18 protein-coding genes are annotated in these 18,631 nt (G+C 40.3%); 7 read left to right on the top strand and 11 right to left on the bottom strand.

Annotated features, from left to right (window positions below; translation table 11 throughout):
- Positions 1 to 76: 76 nt before the first annotated feature.
- The 4 genes from HYG88_RS00340 to dapD form a co-directional block, all read right to left on the bottom strand.
- On the bottom strand, positions 77 to 493 hold the full coding sequence (locus HYG88_RS00340; protein WP_005161190.1) for a hypothetical protein: 417 nt from the start codon (positions 491 to 493) through the stop codon (positions 77 to 79).
- Positions 494 to 523: 30 nt separating this feature from the next.
- The gene (gene queC / locus HYG88_RS00335) at positions 524 to 1,192 is read right to left on the bottom strand and encodes a 7-cyano-7-deazaguanine synthase QueC (RefSeq protein ID WP_201775130.1); all 669 of its coding nucleotides are present in this window, start codon (positions 1,190 to 1,192) and stop codon (positions 524 to 526) included.
- Positions 1,193 to 1,262: 70 nt separating this feature from the next.
- Complete coding sequence (queE, locus tag HYG88_RS00330; protein ID WP_005161188.1) at positions 1,263 to 1,973, bottom strand: 7-carboxy-7-deazaguanine synthase QueE; 711 nt, start codon at positions 1,971 to 1,973, stop codon at positions 1,263 to 1,265.
- A 116-nt stretch (positions 1,974 to 2,089) separates the two neighbouring features.
- Complete coding sequence (dapD, locus tag HYG88_RS00325; protein WP_004661218.1) at positions 2,090 to 2,911, bottom strand: 2,3,4,5-tetrahydropyridine-2,6-dicarboxylate N-succinyltransferase; 822 nt, start codon at positions 2,909 to 2,911, stop codon at positions 2,090 to 2,092.
- A gap of 292 nt (positions 2,912 to 3,203) precedes the next feature.
- On the opposite strand from dapD, the gene carO reads away from it, so the two are divergent.
- Entirely contained in the window at positions 3,204 to 3,956 is a 753-nt protein-coding gene (gene carO, locus HYG88_RS00320; RefSeq protein WP_005161185.1) for an ornithine uptake porin CarO, read from the top strand.
- A 104-nt stretch (positions 3,957 to 4,060) separates the two neighbouring features.
- Here the strand turns inward: carO and HYG88_RS00315 are convergent, their stop codons facing one another.
- The 6 genes from HYG88_RS00315 to HYG88_RS00290 all read right to left on the bottom strand — a co-directional run bounded on the left by HYG88_RS00315 (position 4,061) and on the right by HYG88_RS00290 (position 9,565).
- Positions 4,061 to 4,984: a CysB family HTH-type transcriptional regulator gene (locus HYG88_RS00315; protein WP_004959761.1), complete on the bottom strand. Its 924-nt coding sequence runs from the start codon at positions 4,982 to 4,984 to the stop codon at positions 4,061 to 4,063.
- Between the two features lie 65 nt (positions 4,985 to 5,049).
- On the bottom strand, positions 5,050 to 6,120 hold the full coding sequence (locus tag HYG88_RS00310; protein WP_005161170.1) for a sulfate/molybdate ABC transporter ATP-binding protein: 1,071 nt from the start codon (positions 6,118 to 6,120) through the stop codon (positions 5,050 to 5,052).
- Between the two features lie 11 nt (positions 6,121 to 6,131).
- Positions 6,132 to 7,016, bottom strand: coding sequence for a sulfate ABC transporter permease subunit CysW (cysW, locus tag HYG88_RS00305; protein ID WP_005161167.1), 885 nt, complete (start codon positions 7,014 to 7,016; stop codon positions 6,132 to 6,134).
- A complete protein-coding gene (gene cysT / locus HYG88_RS00300; RefSeq protein WP_005161162.1) occupies positions 7,013 to 7,846 on the bottom strand; it encodes a sulfate ABC transporter permease subunit CysT in 834 nt (277 codons plus the stop codon). Before cysT ends, cysW begins: the two co-directional genes overlap by 4 nt.
- A gap of 77 nt (positions 7,847 to 7,923) precedes the next feature.
- Complete coding sequence (locus HYG88_RS00295) at positions 7,924 to 8,526, bottom strand: alpha/beta hydrolase (RefSeq protein ID WP_005161155.1); 603 nt, start codon at positions 8,524 to 8,526, stop codon at positions 7,924 to 7,926.
- Positions 8,527 to 8,557: 31 nt separating this feature from the next.
- Positions 8,558 to 9,565, bottom strand: coding sequence for a sulfate ABC transporter substrate-binding protein (locus HYG88_RS00290; protein ID WP_005161151.1), 1,008 nt, complete (start codon positions 9,563 to 9,565; stop codon positions 8,558 to 8,560).
- Positions 9,566 to 9,968: 403 nt separating this feature from the next.
- On the opposite strand from HYG88_RS00290, the gene pabC reads away from it, so the two are divergent.
- The 3 genes from pabC to tmk are packed head-to-tail and all read left to right on the top strand — an operon-like array spanning position 9,969 to position 12,461.
- Complete coding sequence (gene pabC / locus HYG88_RS00285) at positions 9,969 to 10,781, top strand: aminodeoxychorismate lyase (protein ID WP_005161148.1); 813 nt, start codon at positions 9,969 to 9,971, stop codon at positions 10,779 to 10,781.
- A gap of 1 nt (position 10,782) precedes the next feature.
- The gene (gene mltG / locus HYG88_RS00280) at positions 10,783 to 11,853 is read left to right on the top strand and encodes an endolytic transglycosylase MltG (protein WP_005161146.1); all 1,071 of its coding nucleotides are present in this window, start codon (positions 10,783 to 10,785) and stop codon (positions 11,851 to 11,853) included.
- An 8-nt stretch (positions 11,854 to 11,861) separates the two neighbouring features.
- On the top strand, positions 11,862 to 12,461 hold the full coding sequence (gene tmk, locus HYG88_RS00275) for a dTMP kinase (RefSeq protein WP_005161142.1): 600 nt from the start codon (positions 11,862 to 11,864) through the stop codon (positions 12,459 to 12,461).
- Positions 12,462 to 12,684: 223 nt separating this feature from the next.
- Here the strand turns inward: tmk and nadB are convergent, their stop codons facing one another.
- Positions 12,685 to 14,322, bottom strand: coding sequence for an L-aspartate oxidase (gene nadB / locus HYG88_RS00270; protein WP_171063583.1), 1,638 nt, complete (start codon positions 14,320 to 14,322; stop codon positions 12,685 to 12,687).
- A 374-nt stretch (positions 14,323 to 14,696) separates the two neighbouring features.
- Between nadB and HYG88_RS00265 the strand changes: the two genes are divergently transcribed.
- The 3 genes from HYG88_RS00265 (at position 14,697) to lepA (ending at position 18,620) form a co-directional block, all read left to right on the top strand.
- On the top strand, positions 14,697 to 16,073 hold the full coding sequence (locus tag HYG88_RS00265) for a Do family serine endopeptidase (protein ID WP_005161136.1): 1,377 nt from the start codon (positions 14,697 to 14,699) through the stop codon (positions 16,071 to 16,073).
- Positions 16,074 to 16,186: 113 nt separating this feature from the next.
- Positions 16,187 to 16,645 (top strand): thioesterase family protein, encoded by a 459-nt coding sequence (locus tag HYG88_RS00260; protein ID WP_005161133.1) that lies wholly within the window; start codon positions 16,187 to 16,189, stop codon positions 16,643 to 16,645.
- A gap of 157 nt (positions 16,646 to 16,802) precedes the next feature.
- Positions 16,803 to 18,620 (top strand): translation elongation factor 4, encoded by a 1,818-nt coding sequence (lepA, locus tag HYG88_RS00255; RefSeq protein WP_005161129.1) that lies wholly within the window; start codon positions 16,803 to 16,805, stop codon positions 18,618 to 18,620.
- Positions 18,621 to 18,631 lie beyond the last annotated feature (11 nt).

The following is an 18,631-nucleotide window of genomic DNA, read 5'->3' as shown; positions in this document are numbered from 1 at the left end:
TTAACATAAAGGAAAGTTTAACAGAGCCTACAAAAAAGCCTGCATTTATGCAGGCTTTAATCTGAATAATACAAGCTTACTTTTTAGGAGCTTGTTGCTGAGCAGCTTTCATTGCTTCTTCAGTTAACTTTTCAAGCTTAGACACCAGTGGTGCACCTAGGCAAGCTTGTAATTCTTTATTTTGTTGCTGTACAAATGCTAAAGAACTTGGGCTTTTCTTCGCATTGATTGCGCTTTGAATTTCCCATTTTTGAGCTTCAGTTACTTTCCCTTGAGCATCAATTTGGCAACCACAAAATTTACTCACTTCCGCAGCTGATAACTTACCACCTTTAGTGGTTTGTTCCTTACAGACGTTAATCAATGCAGATTTTACATTGGTACTTTTATATGCTGCTTGTAATGGATTATCAGCTGCGTGAATTGCCATTGCAAATAAAGCAGTCGCTGACATCATTGTAGAAAGAATAAGATTTGATTTTAAAAACTTCATATATTGTACCTAATTATAACCCTATATCGTCTATTCGGTATAGCGTGTAGGGTCCGCAATACCTGCTTCGATAAAACCTTGTTGGCGTAAACGGCAACTGTCGCATTTGCCACACGCACGTCCTTGAGCATCTGCCTGATAGCAGGATACTGTTTGGCTATAGTCTACGCCATGTTCGATACCTAAGCGTATAATATTCGCTTTGGATAAATGTAACAAAGGTGTTTCAATTTTAAGGGGTTTTCCTTCCACGCCCGCCTTTGTTGCCAAACGCGCAAGATTGGCAAAAGCGTCAATAAATTCAGGACGGCAGTCAGGATATCCTGAGTAATCAACAGCATTGACACCAATCACAATGGCTTGAGCGTCAAATACCTCAGCTGCTGCAAGAGCATAGGATAGAAAAATTGTGTTACGTGCTGGAACATAAGTTACAGGAATCCCTTCTTGTAATTGTTCAGGTACATCAATGTTATGATCTGTAAGCGCAGAGCCGCCTAAATTGCCTAAATCAATATTAATCACACGATGTTCTACACCTGCACGTTGTGCGAGTGCTTTGGCTGCATCAAGCTCAGTTGTAGAGCGCTGACCATACATAAAACTTAAAGCGATACAGTCATAGTTTGCTTGTGCCCAAGCGAGACATGTTGTCGAGTCTAAACCGCCAGACAATAATACGATGGCACGAGAACGCATATTATTTTCCATTATTCAACCTAAAATTATTCGTAGATGATTTGCCTCATTTGAGACAGTCACAAGATGATTAGCGACCAGATTCATCATTCCACAACAGCTTATGTAACTGTAATTGAAAGCGAACAGGGAGATGGTCATCTAAAATCCACTGAGCTAAATCACGTGCAAGAGCAGGCAGAGCAACAGTACCTTTTTCTACCGCGAAAGCAGGAGAGAACCATACTGTACTGACTTTATCTTGCAACTGGAAACTTCCCAGTTGTTGTTTAGACCATTCATAGTCGGCACGATTACAAATCACAAATTTAATCTGATCATGCTGTGTTAAATAGTCGAGATTGGTAAGTAAATTACGATGATCTTCATTAGACGTTGGTGTTTTTAAATCCAACACTTTGGAAACACGAGGATCAACTTTCGATACATCTAAAGCACCGCTGGTTTCAAGTGAAACTTCAAATCCAAGATCACAAAGACGTTGTAATAAAATCAGACAGTTTGGTTGTGCAAGCGGTTCGCCACCTGTCACACAGATATAAGGTGTTTTATGTTGGCTTGCTGTTTCGATAATCTCTTCAAGGGATAAACGTTCACCACCTTCAAATGAATAAGTCGTATCACAATAACTACAACGTAAAGGACAACCCGTTAAACGAATAAAAACGGTCGGTAAACCAAAAGTATTCGCTTCGCCTTGCAAAGAATAGAAGATCTCGGTAATACGTAAACCAGCCGCAGGATCAGATACAGGAATTGCAGAAGAACGTAAGGAAGCCATAAATAGTTACCACAAACAGTTGCTACATAAGCAGCAAGTACATAAAAAACAAAATCTCTACGACCATAGCTGATCGTAGAGACGAGGAGCGATGAAACTCCGAGAAACGTTATAAATTAGTCTGCACGTAATAAATCGTTCAAGCTAGTTTTTGCACGTGTTTTCGCATCTACTTTTTTCACAATAATTGCAGCATAAAGGCTGTAAGTACCACATTTCGATGGAAGGCTACCTGCAACAACGACTGAACCTGCTGGTACGCGACCATAGTGAATCTCACCTGTTTCACGATCAAAGATTTTAGTTGATTGACCAATGAATACGCCCATTGAAATCACTGAACCTTCTTCAACAATCACACCTTCAACGATTTCTGAACGAGCACCGATGAAGCAGTTGTCTTCAATAATCGTTGGATTTGCTTGTAATGGTTCGAGTACACCACCGATACCAACACCACCAGATAAATGAACGTTTTTACCGATTTGAGCACATGAACCCACAGTTGCCCAAGTATCAACCATAGTGCCTTCATCAACATATGCACCGATGTTGACATACGATGGCATCAATACGACATTTTTCGCTTGGAAGCTACCACGACGAGCAACAGCAGGTGGTACAACACGGACACCAGCAGCTTTAAATTGTTCTTCAGTCCAACCTGAATATTTTGTTGCAACCTTGTCATAAAACTGTAGATCACATGCTTCGATTGGCTGGTTGTCATTCAGTTTGAATGAAAGTAAAACAGCTTTTTTTAGCCATTGGTGAACAACCCACTCACCATCGATTTTTTCAGCGACACGAAGTGTACCATTGTCTAAACCTGTTAGCGCCTCTTCAACAGCTTGACGAATTTCAGTAGGGCAATCTGCTGCACTGTAGTTTGCACGGTCTTCAAAGGCTTGTTCAATGATTGTAGAAAGCTGAGACATGATCTTCATTCTTCCAAAAATAAATTTCCGAGATTTTACACTAATTTGATACAAGAATCTTTGAAAAAAGTCGTTACAATAAAGTGTTTTAAAATTAATCAATAAAATTGTACTAAATTCGGATTTAATTGTTTTTTATCCATTATTTTGAAATATACAATTATTTTGAATTTGTATCAAAAAATAACAAAAAGTAATCAGTTTCTGTATAAAAAGATATCAATCATTCTTTTAAGATTTTACTACAGTAACAACTATACCTTAGATAAAAGTATTTTTTGAGGAGACTTCAATGAAAGCTTTGCGCGTTATTTTAGCTGCAGGTGCATTAACAGCGATTGCAGGTTCTGCTTTAGCAGCAGATGAACAAGTTGTGAAGGAATCAGGTTCTACGTTTCCTTCATACTTAGATCCAGTTTCAGTTCGTGCTGAAGTGGGTACTACAGGTTATGGTGGTGCAATTTCTTATCGTGTTAATCCATATGTAGGTTTAAGCCTTGGTTACAATGGTGGCGATATTTCATGGTCTGATGATGTCAAAATTGATGGCACCAAATATGATCTTGATATGGAGAATAACAACACATATTTAAATGCTGAACTTTATCCATGGGGTGCGAGTCAAAATGCGTTCGCTCGTTCTCTTTATGTAGCAGCAGGTGTTGGGTATCTTGATAATGATTATGATCTTCAGAAACGTACATCAGCAGGTCGTACTTTAACAATTGACAACAATGATTATGAAGTTGTTAATCCTGGGCAAGAGGGTGGTGTACGTGGCAAAATGTCATATAAAAATAACATCGCGCCTTATGTCGGTTTAGGTTTGAATGCACCAGTGTATAAAAATATTGGTTTATTTGGTGAAGTTGGTGCTTACTACACAGGTAACCCTGACGTAAAACTTGATGCTTACAACTTAAAAGGTGTTAACGGAGCTAAGCCGATTAATCAGGCAGTTGCTGATGAGCAAGACAAAATTGCGAATAAGAGTCGCTATGAGTGGATGCCAGTGGCTAAAGTGGGTGTGAGCTTTAAGTTCTAATCCCCCAACTCTTCATAAAAACGAGCTTTGAGCTCGTTTTTTATGCTCATATTTTAGGTGAAAATAAATGGCTAATAGTAGTAAAGTCATTCATTTTGTTTGATTTATTCTTCGGGATAAGCCACTTTTTTAAGTTCTTTGATGTTTGTTTTTGGAGAACATAAAGAAATAAATTCATAACCATAGCCACGTAAAAGATGTCCTTTACGCACAGCAATCCAAGTTGTATTCACTCCAAAAACATCAGTTTTTAATTGTTCTAAGCGATAATCTTTGTCTGTGTCATAAGCGACATCATTGACAATACCCACCCCCATATTGAGTTCAACATAGGTTTTAATGACGTCGGCATCTAAGGCGGACATCACGATATCGGCATGTATATGAGCATCTTCAAATGCCTTATCGATTTTAGAGCGTCCAGTAAAGCCGCCATGATATGTAATTAATGGATATTCGGCCAAGACATCTAAACTAATTTTATCTAATTTAGTCAAAGGGTGGTCTTTAGGTGTAATGATACTATGATGCCATTCATAATAAGGTACGCTAGCTAAGTTCTCTTCCGTCGTCAAAGATTCAGTTGCGATACCAATATCTGCTTCACCTTGGAGTAGCATTTCTGCGATTTCAACAGGACTCGCTTGTTGTAAAACCAAATGTACTTTTGGGAATAATTTTTTAAACTGATTCACAATCGGTGGAAGAACATACCGTGCTTGGGTATGCGTTGTTGCAATCGTTAATGTCCCCTCATCAACTTTATTAAAATCATCTGCGAGACGTTTAATATTGTCAGCATCAACTAACATACGCTCCACAATGCTTAATAACGATTGACCTGGTTCAGTTAAACCGAGCAAGCGTTTACCTTTACGTACAAAGAGTTGTACACCTAACTCATCTTCTAAATCTTTAATGTGCTTACTGACACCAGATTGGGAGGTATAAAGTGCCGCAGAAGCTTCAGTTAAATTAAAGTTTTGGCGAACAGTTTCTCGAATAATTCTGAGTTGTTGAAAGTTCATAATAATTTTTCCACATAAAAGATGAGGAACGATCAAACTTATTTAATCGCCCTCAAGATATTATTCTAAGCAACTTGAGTCGTTTGGTCTGCAAATAAATGAAGTTGAGCTGCACTAATCCAGACGGTTTGATTCGGTCTAAATTGATGTAAATTTGCTTCTTCCACACTAAGTAAAATCTCAATGGTACGTCCACTGCGATCTTGTAACTCCGCAATCACTTTGCCCGCAATCCAGACTTCACGTATAAACGTTGCCTCAATCGTATTCGCTTGGGGACGGGTATGAATATGTAATTCATTTGGTCGTGCAAATGCAATCACTTTTCCTTGCGGTGCTTCTAATGAGGTTGGCAGTTGGATTCGATCATCACCAATGCGGATGATACCGCTAGTATGTTCGCCTTCAAAACGATTTGCTTGACCTAAGAAATCAAAAACAAAGGGTGTTGCTGGTTTTTCATAAACTTCACGAGGTGAACCAATTTGTTCAACATCACCTTTATTCATGACAATAATTTGGTCTGCGACTTCCAAAGCCTCTTCTTGGTCATGTGTAACAAAAATAGATGTGATATGTAGTTCATCATGTAAGGTTCGTAACCAACGGCGTAATTCTTTACGAACTTTGGCATCTAGTGCACCGAAAGGCTCATCGAGTAACAAAACACGTGGTTCTACTGCAAGAGCGCGTGCTAGTGCAATACGTTGACGTTGTCCACCTGAAAGTTGAGCAGGGTAACGATCAGCTAAGAATCCAAGTTGAACCAAATCTAATAAGCGCGTGACACGTTTTTTAATTTCGGCTTCTGATGGGCGTGTGGCGCGTGGGCGAACACGTAGGCCAAAGGCAATATTGTCAAACACAGTCATGTGGCGGAACAGGGCATAATGCTGGAACACAAAGCCGACTTGACGTTCACGAACATGGATATTGGTCGCATCTTCGCCTTCAAGTAAAACTTGACCATGATCAGCAGATTCTAAACCCGCGATGATGCGTAATAATGTTGTTTTTCCACAGCCTGAAGGACCAAGCAAAGCGACTAATTCACCTTCAGGAAAGTCTAAAGAGATATTTTTGAGTGCATGGAATGCACCGAAGTGTTTTTCAATATTTTTAACTTGAATACTCATGTGTTCATTCCTTAGTGATTCGGTTGATGTTCATTTGCTTGGTCTTGGCGTATTTCTAACCAAGTTTTCAAGATCAATGTGATAATCGCTAAAAATGCCAGTAATGAAGACACAGCAAATGCAGCACTAAAGGTATATTCGTTATAAAGAATCTCGACGTGTAACGGCAGGGTATTGGTTTCACCGCGGATGTGTCCTGAAACCACAGACACCGCACCAAACTCTCCCATTGCACGGGCATTACACAGAATCACACCGTAAATCAAACCCCATTTAATATTTGGTAGGGTCACTTTCCAAAAGGTTTGCCAACCTGAAGCACCGAGTACAATCGCAGCTTCTTCTTCTTCGGTCCCTTGTGCTTCCATGAGTGGAATTAATTCACGAGCAACAAAAGGAACAGTAATAAAAATTGTGGCTAAAACAATGGCAGGTACGGCATACAGGATTTTAATATCGTGATCCATTAACCAACCGCCAACCCAACCTTGTGAACCAAAAATCAGAACCAACATTAAACCTGCAATTACAGGGGAGACTGAAAATGGCATATCAATAATGGTGGTCAAGATGGCTTTGCCACGGAACTGGAATTTAGCCACAGCCCAAGCAGCCGCGACACCAAAAACTACATTAATCGGTACAGCAATCGCTGCTGTCAATAAGGTTAGTTTGACTGCCGACAGGGTGTCAGAATCAGTTAAGGCATTGATGTAAACTGAAAGACCTTGTTTAAATGCTTCAACAAAAACCAAAATGAGCGGTAGTATTAAGCAACTTAAGAAGAAAATCAGTGCAATACCAATTAATGTATAACGGACCCATGTTGGTTCACGGGTTGAATCACGAGATTGCAACTTTATGGCTAAAGCATTGCTATTCGTATTTAAACTCATTGCGCAGTTCTCCCTGTACGACGGCTTGCCCATGCTTGAACTAAATTAATTAAAAATAAGATGGCAAATGAGAGAACGAGCATAACTACAGCGATCGTTGTTGCGCCTGCATAATCATATTCTTCTAAACGAGAAATGATCATGAGGGGAGCAATCTCTGTTTTATACGGTTGATTGCCTGCAATAAAGATGACGGAGCCATATTCACCAACACCGCGGGCAAATGCCAAAGCAAAGCCTGTTAATAGTGCAGGGAATAGGATGGGTAAAATGATTTTAGTAATGGTTTGCCAGCGATTTGCACCCAGTGCAGAAGCTGCTTCTTCAAGTTCAGTTTCAATATCGCTGAGAACTGGTTGTACTGTTCGAACAACAAAGGGTAATCCAATAAAAATCAATGCAAGGGTAATACCAATTGGGGTATATGCAACTTGAATCCCTAAGGGTTCTAAATGTTGACCAATCCAACCTGTTGGTGCGTATAAAGAAGTGAGAGCAATCCCTGCAACAGCTGTTGGTAGGGCAAAAGGTAAATCGACTAATGCATCGACAATTCTTTTACCTGGAAAACTATAGCGAACTAAGCACCATGCCAATAATAATCCAAAAATCACATTCACTAGCGCAGCAATCAATGCCGCACTGAAACTAAGTTGCAGTGACTTTAGGATTCGTTCTGAAGTTAAGATTTCCCATAAACCATCCCATCCGATTCCTAAAGATCGGATAAATACAGCTGATAAAGGAATAAGTACGATAAAAGATACATAAGCGAGGGTGAAGCCCAAAGACAGACCAAACCCAGGCAGCACTCGGGAACGCTGCGACATGATATTTCCTCAAAGAGAAATATTTGCTAAAACCAGCAAATAAATAACACTAAAACCAAAAATACTGAGAGCGGAATCTAGGCAAATTTCAAATTAAAATTTGCCTGACTCATTCGAGTTACAGGTTGCAGTTTTTTTTCAGGCAACATGTAATTAAGGATGTCTGGAAAAGGGCCAAATCCAGATGCCACATTGATGTGACCTACTTGCCCCAAATTGATGGGTGTCAGTTTCCAAGCTTGAGCCAGTTGTAAAGCATCGAAATAACCTAACCAAGGATCATTTTCACTGATTAATAAGGTGGTTGGTACATCAATATTGAGCTGATGAAAATACTGTTTGTAATCAGTCAAGCTGTGACGAGCAAAGCCTGCTTCGCCAAACCGTGCAGGATTTGCAGGTGCAACCAAAATTAATTTTTTTACTTTTGTTTGTAACTCTGGATGTTCAGCTAAAGCAGCAACACTGGTTAAACAGCCAAAGCTATGAGCAACAATTTGTATTGGTGCTTCTATAGTTGCAACGGTTTTAACAAATTGAGCAACCCATTCGTTTAAAACGGGTCGGTCCCAATGTTTCTGTTGAACGCGAGAGCTAGATACGAGTTGTTGTTGTAACCAAGATTGCCAATGTTGAGCTTCGCTACCACCAACACCAGGAACAATTACGGTATGAATCATGTCCGCTCTCCTTATTTACCTAGTTAGTAAATTATTTTGTGGTGCTGTTGATCTTGACGATTTGATCGAAAATACCGCCATTATCAAAATGAGTTTTTTGTACTTTTGTCCAACCACCAAACTCTTTATCGATCGTGACAAGCTTCAGAGGCTTAAAAGTGGTGCTATATTTCTTTAAAACAGCTACGTTGCGAGGACGATAGAAGTTACGTGCTGCAATTTCCTGACCCGCTGGAGAATATAAGTAGTTCAAATAGCCACGAGCGATTTGTGAATTACCTTTTTTCTCAGCATTTTTTTCTACAACCGCCACTGGAGGCTCAGCCAAAATTGAAAGTGACGGTGTAACGATCTCAAATTTACCTGGTTGTTCACGTACTGCTAGGAATGCTTCATTTTCCCAAGCCAGTAAAACATCACCGATGCCGCGTTCAGCAAATGTAGTGGTTGCGCCACGTGCACCTGAATCAAGTACTTTGGTTTGTTTGTAAATTTGGCGAACAAATTCTTGTGCCTTAGCATCGTTACCACCTTTTTGGTGTTTTGCCCATGCCCAAGCACCTAAATAGTTCCAACGTGCGCCACCTGATGTTTTTGGATTTGGTGTAATAATTTCTACACCTGGTTTAACCAGATCACCCCAATCTTTAATTTGTTTTGGGTTGCCTTTACGTACAAGGAAAACAATCGTTGAGGTGTAAGGCGTGGAGTTATTTGGTAGTTTCTTCTGCCAATCAGCTGGAAGTAATTTTGCATTTTCAGCGATTTCATCAATATCCGCAGCAAGTGCTAGTGTTACGACATCAGCATTTAGACCATCAATAACGGCACGTGCTTGTTTGCCTGAACCACCGTGAGATTGCTTAAACTCAATATCCTGTCCTGTACGCTGTTTCCAGAATGCACCGAATTGCTTATTAAAATCTGTATATAGCTCACGAGTTGGGTCATAAGACACATTTAAAAATTCTTGTGCCGCAAATGAAGAAACTGAAAGTAATGCGGCAATAACACCGACTTTAACTTGAGAAAAACGCATAAAAACCCCTTAAATCGATCTGTTATCAGCAGACCTTCAATCATTGTTTGGAATATGGATGCAGCATAGCGCCAGTTTTTTTGCAAAAAAAATAATTAAAATCGAATTTGATATGAATAAAAAAGAAATATAAAAAAGAGATAACTTATGCTGAATTTCTGATAATTGTTTTGTATATAGCTATAAAACAAAATGTTGAATTTGATTCATATTGAATGTTTATTTAAAAATGAGTTTCGGTAGATTAAGCCTGAATATATTTAGAGAGTCCGTGCTAATTCGAGTTGTTAATAAACGATTGGATTCTAGATCATGATGAATGAGGCGTGGATTGTGTACATGCTTTTGCCAAACTTAGGTTTCAGGGTATGATGACGATGTGTTGGAGACTGAATTTTTGATCATGCAGTGTTATAAAAATGGACAATTGATTGATTCGATTCCGTTGTTAGATCGAGCCTTTCATTATGGAGATGGTTGCTTTACCACTGCGCGAATTTTTCAAGATACGTTTGAACTAAAACAATTACACTTTGCTCGTTTGGCATTGGCTTGCCAAAGATTAAGTCTTGATGTGGATTTATCGGTCGTAGATAGAACCTTAGCACAACTACAACAACAGCATTTTACCTTGAATGGCACTTTAAAAATTGTGATTAGTCGAGGTGAGGGAGATCGAGGATATAGCTTACCTTTACATGCTGCTGATGTTTATGTTTGGTATTACCCTAAAGTCATGCAAGTTTTTCAACCAGAGTGGATTGAGAGTGGAGTACTCAATCATGCTCTAGGTTTGAATATGCCGCATTTAGTGGGTTTAAAAACATTAAACCGTTTAGAACAAGTGTTATTAAAGCAGGAAGCTGACCATCAGGGGTGGCTTGAAGCATTGGTAACTGATGTACAAGGTTATATTGTAGAAGGGGTGAGCAGTAATTGTTTTATTCGTATAAATGACCGATGGATTACACCAGAACTTCGTTATAATGGCGTTCACGGCGTCATGCGAGCCAAGATTCTATCTCGTATGAAGCAACAGAATATTGAATGTGAACAAGGTTGTGTAGAAATTAATGATATTGAACGTATTCAAAGTCTATTTTTCTGCAACGCTTTACATCCGATGAAAGCAGTTATTCGATTTAATGGTCGGGCTTTTGAGCAGCAACCCTACCTTGATTTATTTGAAACATTGAAACTTAGCCAGATTGATTAATATGCCAAAGCCACCAACAACCCCAGCCAAAACAAAGAAAAAGCCAAAAGCTCAACCGAAGTCTAAGTTTCCTATCAAAGCCTTATTGATTGTAATCGTTGTCTTTTTTTTGCTCGTACTCGGTGTGCTTTGGGCAAGTTTATTTAAGAACTATCCAGTCGAAGGGAAAAAGCAGGTTCTAGTCATTTCTTCGGGAGATACTTACTCAAAATTTATTGATCATCTAGCCAAAGAAAATAAAGTTAATTTCCCTATTATTTTAAAGATTTATCAAAAATTTATGATTCATGACAGTTTGAAAGCTGGTGTGTATGAAATCAATAAAGGGATGAGTGTTCGTCAAGTACTTGATATGCTATCTGATGCTGAAAATGCACAGATGAATCGTATTTTGGTGATTGAAGGGACAACTTTTAAACAATTGCTACAGAATTTAAAGAAAGATCCGAATGTTAGCAAGACTATTTTAGATCTACCTCAAGACCAATTATTAAAAGCTTTAGATATTCCTTATTCACACCCTGAAGGTTTATTTGCACCAGATACTTATTTCTTTGCCAAGGGCGAAACAGATAAGAAAATCTTAACGGATTTATATCGTCGCCAAATGAAATCATTAGATGAAGCTTGGGCAAAAAAAGCACCGAACTTACCCTATAACGATAAATATCAAGCTTTAATCATGGCTTCGATTATTGAAAAAGAAACCAGTTTAGATAGTGAACTAGAGCAAGTTTCAGGTGTGTTTGTACGTCGTTTAAAAATCGGTATGCGTCTACAAACTGATCCAACCGTAATTTATGGTATGGGGGATAATTATAAGGGTAATATCACTCGCAATGATTTACGGACAGCAACGCCTTATAATACATACACGATCAATGGTTTGCCGCCAACTCCGATTGCATTGCCAAGTAAAAAAGCGATTGAAGCAGCAATGCATCCAGACGATGCTAAAAATATTTACTTTGTTGCCACAGGTAATGGTGGGCATAAATTTACAGCTTCTTTAGAAGATCATAATCATGCAGTTCAAGAATATTTAACTGCGTTACGTGCAAAGCAAAAGTAGGATGAATGATGTTTATTAGTTTTGAAGGTACGGAAGGTGTAGGTAAAACGACACTCATCCGTAAAATTCATCAGTACTTTGAACAGCAAGGTAAAGAAGTCGTTTTGACGCGTGAACCGGGTGGAACGCCGTTAGCTGAACAGATTCGCTCTTTATTATTAGCGGTGAATCACGAAGAACAAATGAGTCATGATACTGAGTTGTTATTGATTTATGCAGCACGTGCGCAACATTTACAACAAGTCATTATCCCTGCTTTAAATGCAGGTAAGATCGTTTTAAGTGATCGTTTTACTGATGCCAGCTTTGCATATCAATGTTCTGGACGTGGTTTAAGTCAGGAAAAGTTGCAATTATTAAATCAAACTTTTGTGACGAAAATGCCGAATATTACCTTTTGGTTGGATGCGCCGATTGAGTTGGGGATGACTCGTGCGCGAGAGCGTGGGGCATTGGATCGTTTTGAGCAAGAGAAGTTGAGTTTCTTTGCCAAAGTGCGTGCGGGTTATGAGACCTTGTGGCAAGCAGAGCCTGAACGGATCAAGCGTTTGGATGCGACTCAGAATGCGGATTTGGTGTTTGAAGAGGCTTTGCGGTATTTGAAATAAAATAGCTATATTCTCAATCTTTATTGTTGAAAAATTTTGAAATCACGCTTTGAACTCTATTACTTATGCCTTACTTTTCAAGGATGAAAAGTAACAAAAATCCTTTGTTGAGCTGACGGTACATCCTTGATACCGCAGCTCAACGGGCGACATCCATGTCGCCTACCTCGATAGTAAATAATAGCCTTAAGTTGTCTTGAAAAGCTCCAAAAACTTAAAAGTATTACTCATTCACCAACAACTGTTCCACTTTAAAATTCGGTGGCGTTAACACCGTTTTGCGAATTTCATTAGAAAGCTCAGGATAATCCAACGTGTAATGCAAACCACGAGATTCCTTACGTTCCATCGCACAACGTACTATCATTTCGGAAACTAAAACGAGGTTACGTAATTCAATCAAGTTTTTACTGACGCGGTAGCCTTGATAATATTCGTTGATTTCACGTTTTAACATTTCAATACGATGTAAAGCACGTTGCAAACGTTTAGTGGTGCGAACAATACCCACATAGTTCCACATGGTTGAACGCAATTCATCCCAATTTTGTAAGATCACAACATCTTCATCGGCATCAGTCACTTGAGACTCATCCCAAGACGGTACATTTGGAAATTCAAAGCTAATATTATGTTTGTTTTGAATATCTTCCGCTGCACTCATGCCATAAACGAAACATTCAAGCAGTGAGTTACTTGCCATACGGTTAGCACCGTGTAAGCCAGTATATGAAGTTTCGCCAATCGCATATAAACCATCTAAGTCAGTTTGGCTATGCTCATCTACAACGACACCACCACAGGTATAGTGCGCTGCTGGAACAACAGGAATCATATCTTTGGTAATATCAATCCCAAGTTCGAGCAAGCGTGCGTAAAGCGTAGGGAAGTGCTCAGTGATAAATTCAGGTGATTTATGTGTGATGTCTAACCAAACATGACGAATACCTAGACGTTTGATTTCATAGTCAATTGCACGTGCAACAATATCACGTGGCGCAAGTTCAGCACGTTCGTCAAGACGTAACATAAAACGTTCACCATCAGGCAAACGTAAATAAGCACCTTCACCACGCATGGCTTCGGTAATCAGGAACGAACGTGCTTTAGGATGGTATAAACAGGTGGGGTGGAACTGGTTAAATTCCATATTGGCAACACGACAACCAGCTCGATAAGCCATTGCGATACCATCACCTGTTGCAATGTCGGGGTTAGAGGTATAGAGATAAGCTTTCATTGCGCCGCCACAGGCCAAAGCTGTGAAGGGGGCTAAGAATGTATGAACTTGTTCTGTTTTTTCATTTAATGCATATAAACCAATCGCACGATTATTTTTGTCTTGATGACCAAGCTTGTGTAGTGTGATGAGGTCAATCGCAATATAATTTTCAAAAATTGTAATATTTTTACGTTCTTTAGCACGTTCAACAAGCGTGGTTGAAATTGCCTTACCTGTTGCATCAGCAGAATGAATGATACGGCGTTGTGAATGACCACCTTCACGAGTTAGGTGTAATTGCTCATCATCATCCAGTGTGAATTGCACGCCTTGTTTCAGCAGGAAGTCAACAGAAGGTTTGCCACCCTCAACGGTATGTTTGACTGCATCCATTTCACATAAATATGCGCCTGCAATCATAGTGTCACTAATGTGTTGTTGAATGGAATCAGTCTCGTCCAGTACCGCAGCAACACCACCTTGAGCATAAAAAGTACTGGCTTCTGTGAGCTCAGCTTTTGCCAAAATTGCAATGTTGTAATGACTTGGTAAAGAGAGTGCGAGGCTTAAACCCGCACCACCACTGCCTACAATAATCACATCAAAATGGTGAATTGTTTCTAAATCAGGCATGACGATCTGCTTCATTTTCAAACGTTCGCTAATAACAACGCTTTTTAATGAAAAAGGCAAGTGCCAATCTGCCTAGAATTGCTCAATTTTTTTGCGAATAAAGTGCTTTTAATTGTTCACCATTCTTTTAGTGGAACTATATAAATATAGGTTAATTACGATTTGGTACACTGTTTTAATCTGTTTTTAAGGCTTTGCATGATAAAACAGGATTGGGGATAAAGATGTAGGAAAAACTCCACAATTTATTCACATTCCGTCATTCCATTTCGTTGTATGCTTTGAAAATATAAACATATTTTTACGAAAAGAGTGGTGGGGTTATGATAAAAACATAATCTTGAATTTTATTTGATCATCAGTATGTAGGTTCTTGCTTCATGAAAAGTCGCTATTTACAACAAGGAATGTATGCTGCGGTATTTACGGTGGCAGCTGCTCAGGTTAATGCTGCATCGCCAGTAGATTTTTCTAGTCTCGTTGAGCAGGTGAGTCCTGCTGTGGTGAGTGTCAATGTTGTCAAGAAAATGACTCAGGAAGAGTTGTTGCAGCAACAGGTTCCTGAAATTTTACGCCGTTTTTTTGGTAATCAGGTGATTATTCCCCAACAGCAGGGGCCACAGGAAAAAACTGCTTACGGCAGTGCGTTTTTTATCAGTAAGGATGGCTATCTACTCACCAATCGTCATGTTATTGATGATGCTTCACGTATTACCATTACCTTAAATGACCGCCGTGAGCTTGATGCAACTCTGGTTGGAAGTGATGAGCGCACCGATATTGCTTTATTGAAAGTGAATGGCGCGAGTTTTCCTGAACTGAGAATTGGTGATTCAAATCAGCTAAAAGTGGGTGAGCCAGTGTTGGCGATTGGTTCTCCTTTTGGGTTTGATTATTCAGCATCGGCAGGTATTGTCAGTGCAAAGTCCCGTAATATGAGTGGTGAAACATCAGTTCCATTTATTCAGACTGATGCCGCATTAAACCCAGGTAACTCTGGCGGCCCATTGTTTAACCAGCGCGGTGAGGTGGTCGGTGTAAACTCGCGTATCTTTAGTGGTACGGGGGGGTATATGGGGCTGTCATTCTCCATTCCAATTGATGTGGCGATGGATGTTGTGCAGCAGTTGAAAACCACTGGCAAAGTCACCCGTTCTTATCTGGGCGTGATGTTGCAGGATGTTGACCGCAATTTGGCGGATGCCTATAAATTGCCAAAACCAGAAGGCTCATTGATTAATCAGGTTTCGCCAAAATCACCTGCCGAAAAAGCAGGTTTAAAATCAGGTGATGTGATTCTGAAACTGGATGGAAACAGCATTAGCCGTACCAGCGACCTGATTTATCGCTTAAACCGTATAGCGCCAAACCAGACCATTCAGTTGGAAGTGCTGAGGGATGACAAGATCCGTACCATTTCTGCGACTTTAAGTACCGCACCAGATGATACACCTGCTGCTGAAGATAAAAACAATCCAGCCAATGGGTTAGGGATGGGTATCCGTGATTTGACCGAGGCAGAAAAAGCCAGTTTAAATATTCGCGGTGGTACAATTATTCGTGATGTGAAGCGAGGCGGTTTGGCTTCATTATCGAATCTGGTTGCAGGTGACGTGATTGTACAAGTCAACAGCACACCTGTTGCCAATAGTCAGGCATTTGCCAATGCGATTGCGGCATTACCGAAAAATAGTGTGGCTCGTATTGTGATTGTCCGTCAGGGGCAACGTGCGATTGTCGGTTTACGTCTTCAGTAACTCATCCTGATTTTTAAAGCCACTCCCATATTTGGAGTGGTTTTTTATTTTGTAATGAAGATGTGTTTGGACTAGTGTATGCAATCAAGTTTTGATAATGAATCCCCAGAAATATGAGTACTATTTTTGATTTAAAAATACAGGTTCAGCCAGAACATATTGATGTACTTGGACACGTTAACAACGTGGTGTATATCCAGTGGATGCAGGATGTTGCCGAGTCGCATATCAAAACTCTGGGCTTGGGACTGGCAGAATATATACAACTTAAACATGCGATGGTCGCGGTTGAGCATCATGTGCAGTATCGTAAGGCTGCGCTTGAGGGGGAGGAGGTTATTTTGCGGACATGGCTGGATGATATTAATGCATTGTACTCTTCTCGCCAGTACGTATTTTATCGTCCAAAAGATCAAAATATCTTGTTTGTTGGCAACACCAAATGGGCCTGTATTGAAATTGCCACAGGTCGTCCCAAACGCATGTCACCCAGTTTTATCCATGCCTACCAGCCCATTCCAGTTGACCTGAATCCGATGGATTTTTCAATTTCCTATGCTGCTATGGAGTGAATCCAGATAATGCGTGAAGCATGAAGCCTTTAAATGAAACGCATTATTTTGGATACTTTGAAAAGCTGTTCTGTTATAATCGGCAACAATTTTGTTAAACCGCTTTGGCTCATTGCTTCTTTTAAGTATCGGGCGTTCTATTTTCTCAAGGTAACCCATGGCGCAAGCTAAAAAATCCGTAGATATCAAAAATATACGCAATTTCTCGATCATTGCACACATTGACCACGGCAAGTCAACACTGGCAGACCGTTTTATTCAGATGTGTGGCGGCTTACAGGATCGTGAGATGCAGGCTCAGGTATTAGACTCCATGGAGCTTGAGCGTGAACGTGGGATTACCATTAAGGCTGCATCAGTCACCTTGTACTATACCCACCCAAATGGTCAGGAATACCAGCTCAACTTTATTGACACCCCAGGGCACGTTGACTTTTCCTATGAAGTGTCACGTTCATTGGCTGCGTGTGAAGGCGCGTTGCTGGTGGTGGATGCAGCACAGGGAGTTGAGGCTCAATCTGTTGCAAACTGTTATACCGCCATTGAGCAGGGGCTTGAAGTATTGCCTATCCTGAACAAGATTGACCTGCCTCAGGCTGAACCTGAGCGTGTCATCCATGAGATTGAAGAAATTATCGGGATTGAGGCAACCGATGCGCCAACCTGTTCCGCAAAAACAGGTTTAGGGGTTGAGGGTGTTTTAGAGCGTCTGGTTGATGTAATTCCAGCACCAGAAGGTGATCGCGATGCCCCGTTGCAAGCGTTGATCATTGACTCATGGTTTGACAACTATTTGGGGGTTGTCTCGCTTGTCCGTATTAAACAGGGTCGTATCCGCAAGGGCGACAAGATGCTGGTTAAATCGACAGGTCAAACTCATCCTGTCACGTCAGTAGGTGTGTTTAATCCAAAACATACCGAAACTGACATTCTCGAAGCGGGTGAAGTTGGCTTTGTGATTGCGGGGATCAAGGATATTTTTGGTGCGCCAGTGGGTGATACCATCACGCTTGCCTCTACGCCAGATGTTGCAACACTTCCAGGCTTTAAGAAAGTGAAGCCACAGGTCTATGCTGGGCTTTTCCCAATTGATGCCAGTGATTTTGAACCATTCCGCGAAGCGCTACAAAAATTACAAATTAATGATTCGGCTTTATTCTTTGAGCCAGAAAGCTCTGATGCTTTAGGCTTTGGTTTCCGTTGTGGCTTTCTGGGAATGCTGCATATGGAAATTGTGCAGGAACGTTTGGAACGTGAATATGATCTTGACCTGATCAGTTCAGCACCAACTGTAATTTATGAGGCACTCACCAAAAAAGGTGAAACCATCTATATTGATAGCCCGTCAAAAATGCCAGATGGTTCAACAGTAGAAGATTTGCGTGAACCGATTGCCGAGTGTCATATCCTTGTGCCACAGGAATATCTCGGTAATGTCATGACGCTATGTATTGAGCGCCGTGGTGTGCAAAAAGATATGAAATTCCTCGGTAATCAAGTCTCTATTACCTTTGAAATTCCAATGGCAGAAGTGGTCATGGATTTCTTTGACAAATTGAAATCATGTTCTCGTGGTTTTGCATCACTGGATTATAACTTTGTCCGTTTTGAAAGTTCATCTCTGGTTAAGGTTGATGTGTTAATTAATAGCGAAAAGGTGGATGCTCTGGCAATGATTTGCCATCGTCAGGATGCGCGCCATCGTGGTATCGCACTGGTTGAGAAGATGAAAGACCTGATTCCCCGACAAATGTATGATGTGGCGATTCAGGCGGCCATTGGCGCGCAAATCATTGCACGTTCCACTGTGAAAGCCATGCGTAAGAACGTTTTGGCAAAATGTTATGGTGGTGACGTGTCTCGTAAGAAGAAACTGCTTTCGAAACAAAAAGAAGGTAAGAAACGCATGAAACAGGTGGGAAGTGTCGAAATTCCACAGGAAGCGTTCTTGGCTGTATTAAAAGTTGATCGATAGAAAAGACTTAG

The sequence above is a fragment of the Acinetobacter sp. SwsAc4 genome, from assembly GCF_013391535.1.
In the GTDB taxonomy this organism is placed as follows: Bacteria; Pseudomonadota; Gammaproteobacteria; order Pseudomonadales; family Moraxellaceae; genus Acinetobacter.
This window is presented reverse-complemented; position numbering and strand designations above follow the sequence as displayed.

What these genes read in the sequence shown, in the direction of transcription:
- HYG88_RS00295 (WP_005161155.1), bottom strand. Translation starts at nt 8,526, where the DNA reads ATGATTCATACCGTAATTGTTCCTGGTGTTGGTGGTAGCGAAGCTCAA.
- HYG88_RS00310 (WP_005161170.1), bottom strand. Translation starts at nt 6,120, where the DNA reads ATGAGTATTCAAGTTAAAAATATTGAAAAACACTTCGGTGCATTCCAT.
- HYG88_RS00315 (WP_004959761.1), bottom strand. Translation starts at nt 4,984, where the DNA reads ATGAACTTTCAACAACTCAGAATTATTCGAGAAACTGTTCGCCAAAAC.
- carO (WP_005161185.1), top strand. Translation starts at nt 3,204, where the DNA reads ATGAAAGCTTTGCGCGTTATTTTAGCTGCAGGTGCATTAACAGCGATT.
- dapD (WP_004661218.1), bottom strand. Translation starts at nt 2,911, where the DNA reads ATGTCTCAGCTTTCTACAATCATTGAACAAGCCTTTGAAGACCGTGCA.
- mltG (WP_005161146.1), top strand. Translation starts at nt 10,783, where the DNA reads ATGCCAAAGCCACCAACAACCCCAGCCAAAACAAAGAAAAAGCCAAAA.
- queE (WP_005161188.1), bottom strand. Translation starts at nt 1,973, where the DNA reads ATGGCTTCCTTACGTTCTTCTGCAATTCCTGTATCTGATCCTGCGGCT.
- queC (WP_201775130.1), bottom strand. Translation starts at nt 1,192, where the DNA reads ATGCGTTCTCGTGCCATCGTATTATTGTCTGGCGGTTTAGACTCGACA.
- HYG88_RS00260 (WP_005161133.1), top strand. Translation starts at nt 16,187, where the DNA reads ATGAGTACTATTTTTGATTTAAAAATACAGGTTCAGCCAGAACATATT.
- tmk (WP_005161142.1), top strand. Translation starts at nt 11,862, where the DNA reads ATGTTTATTAGTTTTGAAGGTACGGAAGGTGTAGGTAAAACGACACTC.
- HYG88_RS00265 (WP_005161136.1), top strand. Translation starts at nt 14,697, where the DNA reads ATGAAAAGTCGCTATTTACAACAAGGAATGTATGCTGCGGTATTTACG.
- pabC (WP_005161148.1), top strand. Translation starts at nt 9,969, where the DNA reads ATGCAGTGTTATAAAAATGGACAATTGATTGATTCGATTCCGTTGTTA.
- cysW (WP_005161167.1), bottom strand. Translation starts at nt 7,016, where the DNA reads ATGAGTTTAAATACGAATAGCAATGCTTTAGCCATAAAGTTGCAATCT.
- cysT (WP_005161162.1), bottom strand. Translation starts at nt 7,846, where the DNA reads ATGTCGCAGCGTTCCCGAGTGCTGCCTGGGTTTGGTCTGTCTTTGGGC.
- HYG88_RS00290 (WP_005161151.1), bottom strand. Translation starts at nt 9,565, where the DNA reads ATGCGTTTTTCTCAAGTTAAAGTCGGTGTTATTGCCGCATTACTTTCA.
- HYG88_RS00340 (WP_005161190.1), bottom strand. Translation starts at nt 493, where the DNA reads ATGAAGTTTTTAAAATCAAATCTTATTCTTTCTACAATGATGTCAGCG.
- lepA (WP_005161129.1), top strand. Translation starts at nt 16,803, where the DNA reads ATGGCGCAAGCTAAAAAATCCGTAGATATCAAAAATATACGCAATTTC.